Annotated in this window: 9 protein-coding genes; 2 read left to right on the forward strand and 7 right to left on the reverse strand. The window is 31.6% G+C overall.

The window, feature by feature from the left end; all coding sequences use genetic code 11:
* Positions 1 to 20: 20 nt before the first annotated feature.
* From MPH60_RS13135 to MPH60_RS13150, 4 genes are all read right to left on the reverse strand, one after another.
* Entirely contained in the window at positions 21 to 1,091 is a 1,071-nt protein-coding gene (locus tag MPH60_RS13135; RefSeq protein WP_241594757.1) for an HNH endonuclease, read from the reverse strand.
* The gene (locus MPH60_RS13140) at positions 1,084 to 2,616 is read right to left on the reverse strand and encodes an AAA family ATPase (RefSeq protein ID WP_241615836.1); all 1,533 of its coding nucleotides are present in this window, start codon (positions 2,614 to 2,616) and stop codon (positions 1,084 to 1,086) included. Before MPH60_RS13140 ends, MPH60_RS13135 begins: the two co-directional genes overlap by 8 nt.
* Positions 2,617 to 3,015: 399 nt before the next feature.
* Positions 3,016 to 7,200: an ATP-binding protein gene (locus MPH60_RS13145; protein WP_241593023.1), complete on the reverse strand. Its 4,185-nt coding sequence runs from the start codon at positions 7,198 to 7,200 to the stop codon at positions 3,016 to 3,018.
* Between the two features lie 20 nt (positions 7,201 to 7,220).
* A complete protein-coding gene (locus tag MPH60_RS13150) occupies positions 7,221 to 8,921 on the reverse strand; it encodes an ATP-binding protein (RefSeq protein ID WP_241593014.1) in 1,701 nt (566 codons plus the stop codon).
* A 516-nt stretch (positions 8,922 to 9,437) separates the two neighbouring features.
* Here MPH60_RS13150 and MPH60_RS13155 point away from each other — a divergent pair.
* Complete coding sequence (locus MPH60_RS13155) at positions 9,438 to 9,863, forward strand: hypothetical protein (RefSeq protein WP_241593012.1); 426 nt, start codon at positions 9,438 to 9,440, stop codon at positions 9,861 to 9,863.
* Positions 9,864 to 10,036: 173 nt separating this feature from the next.
* Here MPH60_RS13155 and MPH60_RS13160 read toward each other — a convergent pair whose 3' ends face one another.
* Entirely contained in the window at positions 10,037 to 11,449 is a 1,413-nt protein-coding gene (locus tag MPH60_RS13160; RefSeq protein ID WP_241593010.1) for a DHA2 family efflux MFS transporter permease subunit, read from the reverse strand.
* 537 nt (positions 11,450 to 11,986) lie between these two features.
* A complete protein-coding gene (locus MPH60_RS13165; RefSeq protein WP_241593008.1) occupies positions 11,987 to 12,751 on the reverse strand; it encodes a hypothetical protein in 765 nt (254 codons plus the stop codon).
* A gap of 718 nt (positions 12,752 to 13,469) precedes the next feature.
* Between MPH60_RS13165 and MPH60_RS13170 the strand changes: the two genes are divergently transcribed.
* Positions 13,470 to 14,156: an ArsR/SmtB family transcription factor gene (locus MPH60_RS13170; protein WP_241593006.1), complete on the forward strand. Its 687-nt coding sequence runs from the start codon at positions 13,470 to 13,472 to the stop codon at positions 14,154 to 14,156.
* Between the two features lie 97 nt (positions 14,157 to 14,253).
* On the opposite strand, the gene MPH60_RS13175 is transcribed toward MPH60_RS13170, so the two are convergent.
* Complete coding sequence (locus MPH60_RS13175; RefSeq protein WP_241593003.1) at positions 14,254 to 15,138, reverse strand: DMT family transporter; 885 nt, start codon at positions 15,136 to 15,138, stop codon at positions 14,254 to 14,256.
* Between the last annotated feature and the right edge of the window lie 93 nt (positions 15,139 to 15,231).

The raw sequence follows: 15,231 nt of genomic DNA on the forward strand, positions 1-15,231 counted from the left end.
GGAATTTGAATCATTTATACCTAAAAAGGACTTATAATTCTTAAATTACTAGTTCCAATTTCAATTTCATTAGCTATATAAATACTAAGATCTAACAAATCTTCTTTATTCAATTGTTTAAGATAATCTAATCTTAACTTAGTTAATGAATCTATCTTTTTTTCTTTCAAAATATTTACATATTGTTCTTTAATTTCTTCTTTGATTTTTAATTGAATATCATTAATAGTTATATTTTCAATATATTTAATCTGTTTAATGACATTTCGCTGAATTTCTTCCTTCAACTTTATTAATTTCCTTCTACAATACTTATTATATCTTTCTTTTAAGTGAAAGAGTTTGAAGAAATTAAGTACCTTTTCTTTATCTATAAATGAAATTTGTTCAAAGAATTCAATTTCAATGCTATCATTTTTATAAGTAAAATAAAAATAATCATCTAAGTTATCAAAATATGGATGCATAATAGGTAAGTACAATTTTTCTTGCTTTATTCTATCATTACAAGCAGAACACGCAACAACTAAGTTTTTGGGATAAATAGCTAGTAATGGATACCTAGATTTAGGAATAAAATGATCTACTGAGGATGAATCAAATTCCATTTCATGAATATCACAATATGGACAAGTACTTTCAAGAGTTAATTCTTCCCTTAATTCTCGTATTGCATTAGTTTCCCCAATAGTTTTATTGAATATTTTTCCATGTATTAAATCTGAATAAAAGTATTCAAATACTTTAGTTAATTCTTTAGAGTATGAGTTAATATCCATCCAATCCTGAGAAAGAAAATTTTTATAATTAACAACAAACTCATTGTACTTTTCCAATAAATCCATACCTTCATACTTTAATTCACAAATATGGTTCTTTAAGTTAGTTCCTGTAGCTACGTCCAAAAAACTATATTTACAATCTGCATCTGTTTTCAAATCCTGCATCTTCTTTATTAAAATATCTATATCAGAATCATTTTTAACTTCAAATCTGGGTTCTTCATTTACAAAATTTAATATCTCAGCAACAAAATCATGATATGGCCCGATTAATTTCTCTATTTTATCTGACCACTCTACTTTATACATCTCTATCACCTTTTAATTCTCTAAATGCCTTAATCTTTAAAAATAATTGATATTTAATCTCACTATCAGCTATCTGTGAATATATATTTAATGCCTTATCAATATCTCCAATCTGCAATAACTTCTCAATTACGTCAACATATTCATTAATCATTTCACCTTTATGATCTTCTATATTAAATATATCAGAAAGAACATCTTCATAATTTAAACCCAATGTTTTGTCTTTAACTTTTACTTGCCTAATAGAATATCTATCCTTTTTTAAGCCTATAATACAGTTCTTTGTGACATCAGAAACTATCAATGGTGAATGAGTAGCAATAATTACATGACATTTTCTATCTCCCAATAAATCTATTAGTGTCTTTATATATCCCCTTATCCATTTAGGATGTAAATGTGTTTCTGGTTCATCGATTAAAACAACAGAATTTTCATTTACATGCTCATGTAGATCAAAAAATCTCATAAACATACTTAACTCACCTGAACTTAACATCGAGATTGGAAAAGGATCACTATTAAAATTATTCTCAAACCATACATCATTCAATAAATTTAAAGAGAAAAGATCTAAAAACTCCAAATCCCATAACAATTGTTGATTTCCACCGGGGTAATAATATATATCTGCTATGGATAATAATCTACTCTTACCATTTTTATAGGCTGATTCATAATCTTTTGTAATTTTGAATAGTATAGAGAACTTTTCCAGTATAAACAAGGTTTCTAGTATATAATGTTCCCCTTTAAAACTTATATTCCCAAAATCTCTTATATTATTTGATATCTTAGAAAATGCCCTCTCAAATTTAGTTCTGAACAAATTAGTCCTTTTACGCACGCCCATTTGACTCGATAGTTCATCTAATGTTTTTACATAATTAACTATTTTTTCTTCAACCTTTAAATCTAAATCCAAATAAGATAAGTTGTATTCTTCATCCTTCATCACCTTTAGCCTTTTTATTACTTTATCTAAGGCATAATGAGTTCTTAGTTGAAACTCTGAGAGCTCAAAGTATAATTCTCTTTTTTCATACCCAATATATTTTAAGATTGAGTAGACTTCTTCAAATTTATTGGATGCAAATTTCTTTAATATACGTGCTGATAATCCTTTTATACTTTGATTATTTATATTCGTTTTTTGTAGAAAAAAGTTTTTAGAACTCCCTAATTCTTTTGTTACATCTAATTTATCTATAGGCGTATAAGAGGAAACAACTATATTTGAAGGATGTTCTAAACAATCATTGTAAGATGTTTTAGTATATTCATTTCCCTTCAATTTGTAATTCACTTCATATTCACCCATCTCTCTAGACCTTTCAATTGGTAAGAAACTATTGATTATCAATTGAAAAATTGTTGTTTTCGCAGTTCCATTCTCACCAATTATTACTGAGAGTTTCATTTCTTTATCCTTTTCTAAGTCCATTATCTTAGATTCTGGAAATTCCAACTCGAAATTTTCTAATTTCTTGAATTTATCTACTTTTATTCTTTTAATGAACATTAATTTTCACACCTAACAATTTATTTGAATTCTCTCCCCTATATTTGATACACAAGGAAATTATAACCTATTTAATAGTAAGTCAAAAGAAGGTTTTTTATTGTTTTCGTCTATTATTATTAAGATGATTTTACTATAAAAGAATAAAACATTTTGTAGCGAAAAATTGTAAATAGCTGTCTTATATCCATAATTTAAAACGCAAAATATACAATCCTTTTCAAATAAGTATATTTAGAACCATTTCCTCTCGTATTAATTCTTATCTATTAAAAGATTGCGATGGAATTCCCATAGAAATCACCAAATCACTAATTTCATATACTAAAAATTTGCAGTAAAAAAAGACACTGGGGTAATTCCAGTGTCTAAAAACCTTCAAATGCTCTAATATATTTATCAGTTTAAATATGGCATAATCTCTAATTTATTTGTTTTATAGTAAGTTAATCCAAATCTACTAACTAAATTATCTATTACCCCCTTATCACATAACCATCTGCACATTAATGGTTGTCTAAAGTAATTTTCATGAATGGCCTCTCTACTCGGAAAAACAAAGCGTTCAAATTCTAAAATTCTTTCGTTTTCTTTATTTACCCATCTTAATGGATTTTCTCTCAAAGGAGTTATATTCAATAAATCTTTTAATATAGGCGAAGGATACATCATAGTATTACCATATACAAACACACTAGTTCCCACAATTTCATTCGTCAAACATACTCCTGTACTTTCCAAGAATTCTTCTTCAATAATCAATAACTCTTCATCCCCTGAAAAATATTGTGAGACAAGTCCCCCCATATTTAGAGATTTAGTTATTGATAAATCCTTAACCAATACGTTATTATTAACTAACTTTGCAGTTTCCATATAAATAACTCCATCTCTACTACCAATCGGGTACCAAATTACCCCACCTATAACGTACATATCATCTGGCACATTTTTTTCTAATATCCCATTTAAATATGGTTTACCTTTCAACAAAGAGTCTTCTTCAAGATGTTTTTTTAATTCCTTCTCTATATCCCATTCTTCCTCGTAAGTTACCTTTGGTATTTTTGTAATTACCCAAGGATCATCTGAATTTAATAATACTTGAGCTTTTATAGATAAAGGGACATTACTCCATCGTTTCTTTTTCTCTTCACCGTAAAGAACCTTCATATCTAATTCAGTATATGACTGTGGAAAAAGCATTGAGTCTCCCGGTCTAGATGCCTGACGAAGAAGGGAATCCCGACGTGGTGATTTCTTTTCACTCTGTAAAAAATATCTAATATCATCATTGGGATAAAAGGTTAAATTTTCCATTATACCTAAAAATTTTTCCGTTGCATAACTTATCTTAGACTTATTAAATATTGAAGGATAGTCAATAGGAAGCTCATAGCTTATCTCTTTAGCTGTAAATTGAACCTCATCTTCATTTCCATTTTTTTTAATATAATGTAGTTGAATCTTTTTAGCTAAGTCGTTTGTTTCTTTATAATCTTTTTCAATACAAGAATATAAAATATTGAACCCTTCAATATTTTCTTGAGACCATCTTTCTGACATTAAAATTAGGAATTCTCTCTGTTCATCAGTATATAATTCCCATGAGTCCGATATGAACGTAAATATTTCTGAATATCTTTCAACTAATAACTGTAAACCCTGTAAACAGATTTCGATTCTATGAATATTCCTAGTTGAAATTTGTTCTATAAGAATATTACACGTTAATTCCATATTATTTTTAGGTATTGGTAAACTACTAGTTGATGGTTCAATTATTTCGGAACTAAAATTTAAATGCCCACATCCAGTGATCCACGCATAATGACATCTTAATCCCTCATCGAACATATGTCTTACAAAATCAATAGATAGCAAGTCACCTGCATATTGTAATAAAAATTCCATATTAGAACTAAAAGTATAATAATTGTCATCATCATACAGATTGTTTATATTATACTCAGCCAACATCCACAAAATGTCTTTATCAAGTATTCTTATAAGATTTTCCACAATATTTCTACATCCAGACTGTTCCCAAGCATATTTTTCTAGTCTAGTTAAAATAAATCCAATAAATTTTCCAGCTATATTTTTAGTGATTTCACCACGTTTATCAATTATATCCCATGCAATATTAACAGAGGTCCACCTCATTAATGAATCCTGCTCATATTCTAAAAAATGAATTATTTCGTCTGTTTTCATTTCAATTAGATTTGATTTTAGATCTTCTTCCTCTAATTTTCTTCTTTCACTAAATTCATCACGAGTTTTTATTTGATAATTACTGCTTTTGCTTTCTTGGAAAAGAGCAATCTTTGCATGTTCTGGTGATATTTCTGCTAATAAACTACCAATTTCTTCAAAACCAAGCTTTTTACCTTTGTTCACACATTTCAAATAAATATTTTTTAACCCTACCCTATCTTCTTTGTTATACCAAGATAATATTCCGCAGCTCAATATCCAGTTAGAAACTATATCATTAGCCTCAGTAGAATTTTCTACCAACTCAAATAGCTGATCATATATTATACTTAGCGAAAAACGAAAATTTTCATCTTGTTGTCTTAGTTTCCAGACATCAGTAATCCCGCTTTTTACTGCAGCAGAAGCAATTTCCTTTTGTATATCATATGAAGCTCTATTATTCCCTTTTATATCCGCTATACTAGATAACTGATATAGCTTTAAACCTCTAGTTTGCCACTCATAAGGATACTGTTTGATAATCTTCCTAAAATATTTTAGTAATGGCCATAAAGCATATTCCTTATGATCTACATAACTAACAACATCCCATTGTAACTTCTTATCAATCTCATTCATGAAATCCCGAACTACAATTTCACCATATTTTTTGAAGCATTCATGGGTTTCTTCGTAATTACTTTCTAGAAAAAGTTTTTCACCATTTTCCCCATACAGTTCTAATAGATATCTTTTTACAATTTCTGTTTTTTCATTCCTAGTTAAAAAGTCTAATATAATAGTCTTATAATGCATTCCTAATAAATTTCTTTCAAATAAATGCGTTTTTAATAACTCATAAAGATAGTCATTTTCAATGGACGTTAAAAGCTCCCTTTCATTTAAAGATATAAATAACAGTATTTTAAATCCTTCATTAAAATTAAAAGTTCTTACACCTTTGGTCTTATATCCTAAAAAGTCTCTATAACTTGTGATAAGCAGCTTTTTAGTGTTTGTGTTTGTATTTTTATTATTCAATTCTCTTATAGCTCTACCTATTAAATAACCATGGCGAGTCAGATTCTTTAGATATTGGTAATCCTTATCCTCATCTCTCTTCTTTACACTTTCTTTTATCAAATTATTTATAAAACTTAATCCAGCCGTGATATCCTTATTAAATTCTTGGAAACCTACAATTATTGATAAAAGAATAGCTCTAAAACTAGTGTCATTTGTGATATATTTAATATTTTCAAACTCGTTCAAATCTATTACTGGAGGGATCTGATTATTAATTATTAGGCAAACATGGGCTAATAAGACATCATTTGAAAGTTCTCTTTCCTCAGCTATTCTATTTAAAATCTTATTGTAATTTTCAATCTGATTATTTAATAAGATATTTATTATATTTTTTTCTATACATCTATAAGAAACTCCACCATGATATATAATTTCAAGTGCTTTATCAGTTTCGTTCATTTCAATTAGTTTTTCAAAATATGTGTCATTAAATAATAAAGTTAATTGTATTTCATCATCTGTTTGTTTAGATTTATCTATCTTAGCATAGTCCTTGTTAAACTTTATAGCCAAATACGCCCAGTTTGTTATTATTTCATCTAACAAACTTTGATCCCAAATCACACTATTCTCTTCTGAGGTAATTGCTCTAATAAAAGTTGCTGGGCTGAAATCCTTCATCCATAGATTAAAAGTAGAGCTTGCTCTAAAGTAGGATATAGGATCATTATATGTTAATAAATCAATACAAAATTTCAACATGAATTTATAGTTTCCTAGATTGTCTTGCCTTAACTCATCTGCTTTTAATTCATAGGAATTTAAAGTCTTCGTATATGACCTATCCTGTAGTTTATATTCCTTTTCATAATATTCATAGTAACGAAAATGCTGGTACATTGTGTTTATAGCAAGGTAAACGCTATTGTATTTTTTCCAATCTTTAGATTCAATAGCAGATAGATAAGCCAAGGATGCATATTCTTGCAATGCCCCCCTCGACATTCCATTGGCCAATGAATGTATTACATACTCTACATTAAAAACTTCTGATATTAAATCCTTCCTATCTGAACTGATTAATAGCGGTATCAAATTGTTTAAACTCTGTATACTATAATTATCTCGCATAAAATATTCAGCTAGTTGAAATGCAATACTTTTATACTTAGCACCACTACCGTTATTAGCCATCAAGAAGACTCTAAAATCATTATGGAATAATGCATATTCATTGTTATTAATTTTCTGTACTAATGGAAAGAGCAACTCTAGCAATTCATCCCAATCATCTTTTTGTAAATTAACATTTAGGGCTTTACTTAAAACATAGGAATTTACTCTTCCATTCAATAAAATTATCGCACTTGCTACTACTTTATCAAAGGAAATCCCAAGTTCTTTTTATTTAAACAATCGGATACAAACTTCCATATATGGCTATAGTAATTTGTTATATCACCGCTCACATTTTTTTCATCTAAAATTCTTTTAAAGTCTTCAATTGTATTACAATATTTAGCTTCTTCAACTGCAAATGCTACTGATAAATTGTTCCCTTTTGTTTTTTCAAAAATAAACTCAGATAAAATATTAATATTAATATCAAGTTTTATCTCCTTTTTGTTCAACAACTCAACAATATCTACTTTTAAAAGAGGCGGTATCTGCAAATGTTCTACTTTTTCCGTTCCAGTTTTTAACCAGAGTGGATATTGGTCATATAATTGAGCAGGCTGTCCTACAATTACAAATACTACACCTACTGGAATTTCATCTGGGTTGAATAAGCTATGCAAGAAAGTTATCTCATTATTTGCTCTCGCTGCATGATCAATACCATCTATACAGATGATAACCTTTTCACCAGTTTTATCAGCTAAAAGTTTCGCTAAACGAATTACTTCTTTTCTCATTTGCTCAACAGAACATAACGCATTAGTAACAGGAATATTATATTTGTTTAACTCTCCCTTGAAATATTTTCTTAATTGAATCAATAAGTCATTCCATAGGAACTCAGGTTTACTTAAACCTGAGTCAACATCGTAGAATTTTTGTTCAGGTGAAATAGGTTTAAACGTGTGATATCTAGCCTTAAAGAGATTATGATTTAATTGCAAATAACTTATAAGACTTGTTTTTCCACTTCCCGGTTCACCGGATATCCATATTACTTTTTGATCCTTTTCTTTAATATTTTGAATCACACTGTAGGCGAATTCTTGACGACTTTTAAAAAAAGGCAATGGATAAGGTAATTCATGCTCCCCATGCTCTTTATCATTATTTAGTGATAAAGCATCAAATACATCTTCAATTGTTACTTTTACTTTATCTTTCCTTCTAGTAGTTGTCCAAATCCTCAAATTAGAACAAAGCTTATCAAATAATCCCCTTGCTACCAGTAGATTACATTTAAAAGCATTCTGTAATGATCTTAGCATCGAATCTTCTAATTCTTCTAATGAACCCTCATTACTTCTAATTACAACTGATTTTAGAAAATCTATTACTAAGGAATCCTCACCTATTGATGCTTTAAATTCATTCCACTGGATTCTTAAATCTCTATCATTAATTAATCTATTAATTTCTTCTATAGAGTTGGGTTGTTCTACATATAATTTTATTTGTTGTATAAATTCCTCTAACGATATAGCTTTATACCTTTCGCCATCAAAGGTCCTTGTTGTTCTATTTACCCCTAATTTTCTATTAGTATATAAAACTGGTGTAATAACCTTGCTCTCATTTTCTCTAGCTTCTTCCCAACCACTAGCTAATGCTTTTATTAAACTCATTTTGGTACTTCCATTTTCCCTAGTGGTTGAATCAATTAATTTTGAAAACGTAAGATTTCCCTTCCCTGCATCCCCGACTTCATGCTTAACTTGAAAGCATACTTCTTCCTTATCTCCAATTCCAACAACCACGTCATCTATCGTATTATGAACTTCTGATTGAAAAATTACATATGTAATATTACTGTCAGGATTAATCATTTCTATAATTCGTTCTAAACCAACATACCATTCGTACCAGTATGGATCTCCAATTCCCGGTGTCGACATTTTTTCACCTCTAAATTTGCTTTCTCCAGAATGTAATTACCTAATAAATAAATTTCTTAATTATTATTTATTTCAACGTCCATTATGTAACTTGCTAAACCATTCATCAATATTTTCCTATAATACTTCTTAGCCCCATTTTCTTGATCTAGCAAGACAGATATAGAAATACAGTCATTTCTTATACTTGCTAATAAGTGAACAATTTAATAAAGGTACTAACGAATTTAATATTTGAAAATTTAAGCATAATATTTATAAACATAAGTTTTGATTCAATCTAATACCTTTATTTTACAGGACTAACCAATTAATGTTCAATACTTTAAAGTTTTGACAAAAATTCAGTTACTTGAATATCTTGAACCGACTTCAGTACATCTGTATCTCTTAGATTTCCTTTTAAAAATTTTAATGAATTTCATCCTTTCTCTAGAAATATAAAAATCCCAAGATATTATGATATCCGAATTGGCCAACACATTTAATTTTTATTAAGGAAAGGAAATTAAAAAAATGCAAGGTTATATCAAACTTTATCGTGAAATTTTACAAAGTCCAATTTGGCAGGACCCACCTAAGCTCCGCCTATGGCTTTTGTGTTTAATGAAAGCAAATCATCAACAAGCAGAGCTTTTAATTGAAAACCAAATAATTAATCTATCACCCGGACAATTCCTAACTGGTCGTCTTTCACTAGAAGTTGATTACAATCGCAATGTTCCTAAAAAATATATTGTTTCTGGAAAGACACTATGGCGGTGGCTAAAACTACTAGAATCAAAGGGTTCAGTTTCTATAAAATCCACCAATAAATATAGCATTGTCACAATTGTAAACTGGGATAAATATCAAAAAGGTGACCAAGAATTGTCCAGCAAGAGTTCAGTAACCTACCAGCACGATGCCTTAATGTCCCTGACCTACTTCATTTTCCGTTAACCTACATTCAAAATGAAACCTATGAATAAGCGGGTATTGGCGAGAAACTGAGGAAGTTCAATAAGGTGAGGAACCTGACGCCAATAGGATATTTAGTAAAAAAAAGAATCACAAGTAGATAAAATCTATATTGTGATTCTTTTCAAGCTTATAAAATAATCGGATTCAAATCTTTAATTCTTCTCTCCGAACTCTTTTCGTGCTGATTTTTGATCCTTTATTTTAAAAGAAATGAGGAAGCTAATTAACGAAAGTACAGCGATGACAATAAATGAGATTTGCGCGCCATACATATCAGGATGGACGATCTCGGGACGCTGCTGAGCATTTTCGGTAGCTGATGTCATAACAGTAACAAGTATGGCAGTACCTACAGATGCGGCAATCATTTTCATCGTATTATCCATTGCTGCACCATGGGCGAGTAACCGTTTAGGCAGCTGGTTTAAGGCGGCCGTTGAAACAGGCATCATTACCATGGCTAATCCGAACATCCGAATACTGTACATGACCATTATAAATGTAAAGCTTGTTGAAGGACCAACATCCATAAAAGTAAAGGAGGAAGCGGTTATGAGGAGTAATCCGCCAATAACCAGCCACCTGGCCCCAATCCGGTCAAAAATACGTCCAATGAACGGTGACATTATTCCGGTAATAAGCGCTCCAGGGAGTATGGCTAATCCAGCTTCAAACGCAGTAAATCCTCGCATGTTTTGCATAAATAGCGGGATGAGTGTTTCGGCACCTATCAGACCCATAAAGGTAATGGCTCCAATAATAATGGCAATCGGGAATAATGAATACGTGAACACACGGAACTCCAGCATTGGATGCTTCAATCCCAATTGCCTTTTGATAAACCAAACAAGTGAAATTGTTCCAATGCCTAGCGATATGATGGTACTCTCGTCTGTCCAGCCATAATTACCTGCAGCTGTAAATCCATACAATAACCCGCCGAAACCTACGGAAGATAACACAATCGAAAGCACATCCACTTTTGGCCGTGTAACTTCTGTTACATTTTTTAAAGCGAAGAACGCAACTATGATATCAATAATAGCAATGGGAAGAATGATAAAGAATAACACCCTCCATGAGTAGGTCTCCGTAACCCAGCCCGACAAAGCGGGCCCAATAGCCGGCGCGAAGGAAATGACCAGACCGACCAGACCCATAGCAGCACCCCGTTTATGAACAGGGAAAATCATTAGGAAGACTGTCTGCATTAACGGGAGCATGATTCCGGCTCCGCTCGACTGAATCATCCGTCCTAGCAGCAGCATTCCAAAATTAGGAGCTAGCCCCGCCACCAATGTACCAATTGCAAAAATCCCCATGGCTGAAAGGAAGAGCTGTCTGGTGGTAAAGCGCTCCAATAAAAACGCGCTAACAGGGATCATGATCCCATTAACCAGCATAAAAACGGTTGTTAGCCACTGTGCACTATTTGCCGTAACATTCATTTCCTCCATTACAGGTGGAATCGCGGTAATCATTAATGTTTGATTCAAGATCGCAATAAATGTGCCCGCAAGCAAAAGGGCAACAATTGTTGACTGTTTACTTTTTGTTGAACTCAATTAAGGTCCCCCTTTACGATTAGGAAAAAAAAATACTTTTGTAGATTACACGAATTTACATAAGATTTCCACTTATTTGCTGTTAAAAATAAAAGAAAAAAGTTGGCATTAAATCACGTCATATTCATAGTTTTTTATGAATAACAATAGAAGAAAGTCGTCAGTTTCAGAGCGTTTATTGCTGAATTTGGACTCTATTGAATCGCTCTCTTAAAAGATCCATAAATGGTTTAAAAACTCTTTATATAGAAAAGGTTCAAAAGAGGGAGAACTAGTCACTTGGATGACTTGGTCGCCCTCTTTTAAAAGAATAATCACTATACTTCTTTATTCAAAACCCTGCATGAGTTTGCTGCATATCTCCATCTTTATATTTTTCCAATGTTATGAAAGCAATCTTCGGTAAAGACAAACCCATACTAGTGAACATTTATGATCCGATTACCCTAGAATTCCCGGTTAATTTAACTGTTCTATTTAATTCTTTAAAAAGCTCTATATTTTCTTTATCCATCCTGAAAATAAAAAGCACCCAATTTAATGGATGCTTAGATTTCCTTTCTTTCGTAATCTTATTTCAAATTTATCACTGAAAAATTCATTTGCATTAAAAATAGTACTAATGTCTGAAATATCACCTATGTTCACAATTAAGGCTTCATCAACTTCTTGATCTGTGAGAACTATGCGATATTCATATTGATTTTCAAAGTATTTATCTTTCCAAAAATAAATATCAGTCCCTTGTTTTTTATAAGAGCTCATCCTAGCTGAGGAATTGATGTTATAATCATCATATTTTACCAAGCCCCCTCTGTAAGCATAACCTTTTTCATTGAGTGTTCTAGTAATTCTTTCAATAAATTGCGAGGGGGTAACAAAAATCAAGCTATCTCCGAACTCCCTAATCATTTTATCGATTTGTTCATTAGGTAAATCAAATTTGGTATAGTAATATTGTTCATCCTCCTTAACCACTTTTAACATATCGCCAACAATTGCAAACATGCAATATAATGGTCTTTTTTCATTTATATTTTTTCTGAAATTCATTTTTTTAGTTCGCCCCGACATGATCAATTCATGGGTATCTTGAGTAAAGAAATTCATGGTTAATTCCGTAAAAACATGTGTTGCTTCAAATTTGTCGCCTACACCTTTTTCTCCTGAAGCACTTTCTATATCAATATACTTTTTGAAATTATTCATATATAAATCGCCTGACAAAAAACTTTCCACAAAAGGTGTGAACTTTATAAATCCAAAAACTTGACCTTTAAATCCAACCTCAGATATTTTCATACTCTTCGTTCCCTCCTATTTACTAAATTCGACAAAAGGGACTATTCACCGGTATTTATTCCAAGACTATTAAGGAACGTTTAAGTTAGTGAACATGTAAGAATGTATGCCTAATTTACAAAGAATATACTTCATTAAAAAAGCTTATTCAAAGGATAGACAGTCTTTCTTCTGTTTAGCTTCCACAAGCATATTCTTTATGATTTCCTGTTGTCTTAACAAATCCTAAGGTCTAAAAGCTTAATTTTATGAGGTTCACCTTTGTAATACAGCACACACAACTGGTTCGCATCGATTGCTTATGTGTTTACCTTCCGTAAACAGGTATTCTTTACCTGATAAGAAAATCTCGGGATATATAGAATCCCTTGTTCCTCCTAATATTGAATAACGGGGAATGGTCATGCCCTGTAGATACTAAAATGAACATATCCAGCCTTAAAACTTCAGCCCTTATTTCGGCTGTTTCTTTATCAGGGAACGGTTATTTTCCACGTTAATTATTTCTTATTTATTGCTTATACTTCCTTTTTAATAAAGCTTTCTATAAATATGTCCTGGACTTAAAAAATATTTAAAGCAGGAATCGAGAATATACAAAATATCACTAGGACAGCGGTACTGTATAATAGAAAAATAAGTTCACATATTTTTTATGCTATTTACGTTGCGTTCAGTTTAATCAAACTAAAAATCGGTAGAAAGGTTGGTAACTATTTTGAGTATAAATCCAAATATGGTGGAGATAGCCTCCCTTCTTGGGGAATCGTCACGTGCAACAATACTTGCAAGTTTACTGGATGGGCGTTTTCATACTGCAGGCGAATTAGCATTGATGGCTGTAATAACACCTCAAACCGCCAGCTTTCACCTTTCTAAATTAGTGGAAGGTAACCTTGTTAAAGTTGAAAAACACGGTCGACATCGTTACTATCAGCTAGCAAATGGAGAAATTGCACATATTTTAGAATCGTTTCTTGCCATTTCCCCACCTCCTCGGGTTCAGTCGTTAAATCAATCAAGCCAAGTTAAAATGCTTCAGGAAGCCAGAACTTGCTATGATCATTTGGCAGGAAAACTAGGAGTCCAATTAACTGAATCGATGTTGAAAGCCGGATATTTGAAAAAAGAAGAGAGAGAGTTTACAGTTACACCCAAAGGAGATCATTTTTTTTCTGAATTCGGCATCGATTTACTTGATTTAAGAAAAAAACGCCGTTCATTTTCCCACTCATGTTTAGATTGGAGTGAACGTCACCATCATCTTGGTGGAGCTTTAGGGAATGGTCTTCTTACACATTTTTTTGATTTAGGCTGGATAGTCCGTGTTCCATCCATTCGCGCAGTAAAAGTAACACCTAAAGGGAAAGAAGGATTTAAAGAAGTTTTTTGTGTAGAGGTATAATTTAATAATCCCTCATGGGGAAAAAGTATAGGGCTCTTTTCTTTTTCCCCATGAGGGATTTTCTGTCTTTAGCAGCTTAGAACAATTAATCCGCTTACTATAAAGCACTTTTAACGAATTTATTTTCCTTTTGGAAATTGCTATTTACAAGATAAATGCCAATAATAATAAACAGTCCGCCAATTAGCAGTGAAGTGTAAATCGGTTCACCTAATAGTGCCCACCCTGATAAAACACCGAAGAAAGGTGCCAAAAATAAAAAAGCACTTGTTTTTCCTGGATCACTCTTTTGTAAAAGGTAATACCAAACAGCAAATTGCACGATCGATGACATGATACTTAACCATAATAAAATGAACAACGAATTGCCATTCATTACGAAAAATGGTTTTTCAAGAATAAAGCTGCCAAGTAAAAGCAGTAAACCGCCAAAAAGCATCTGATAGGCAGATAATACCCATGTATCGGAAATCGCTCCCCATTTTTTCGCCAATAAAGTGGAAATGGCCCAGAAAACAGCAGAAAGAATGCCGAAAAGAATGCCAACCTTAAATTCAAGTTGTGCCCCCATCGTTATCATCACTCCAACTAATCCTAATGAAACTCCAATCCATTGATATAGTTTATAGCGTGTTTGAGAAAAGATCGTACCGAATACAACAACAAGTAACGGGTTCGTGAATGTAAGAATGGAGGATTCACTTGCTGTAATAGTGCGTAAACTCAGGAAAATGCACCCCATTACTCCGGCTGTTTGAAAAGTTCCGATAATAAGCATTTTCATCCAATCCCCTTTAGAGTTTGGATGCGGTCTTTTTAAAAAGATCACGATCATCGCCATTATGAGCCCGGCAAGTGTGAAGCGTAATGCTGCTAATAATAAGGGGGATGAATAAGGCAGACCAATTTTAACTACTGCAAAAGAAGAACCCATTAAAAATGTCGTTAAAAGTATCAACAGTGTAAATTTGAAAGCATTCATTTTTTTATCTCCTGACATATTTAAATGACCGATCTACAGCTATTATAGCTGGTGATCATTTCAGTTATTATCGAAATATGGAATGCAAGTGGA

The organism is Peribacillus sp. Aquil_B1 (assembly GCF_022603275.1).
Lineage (GTDB): Bacteria > Bacillota > Bacilli > Bacillales > DSM-1321 > Peribacillus.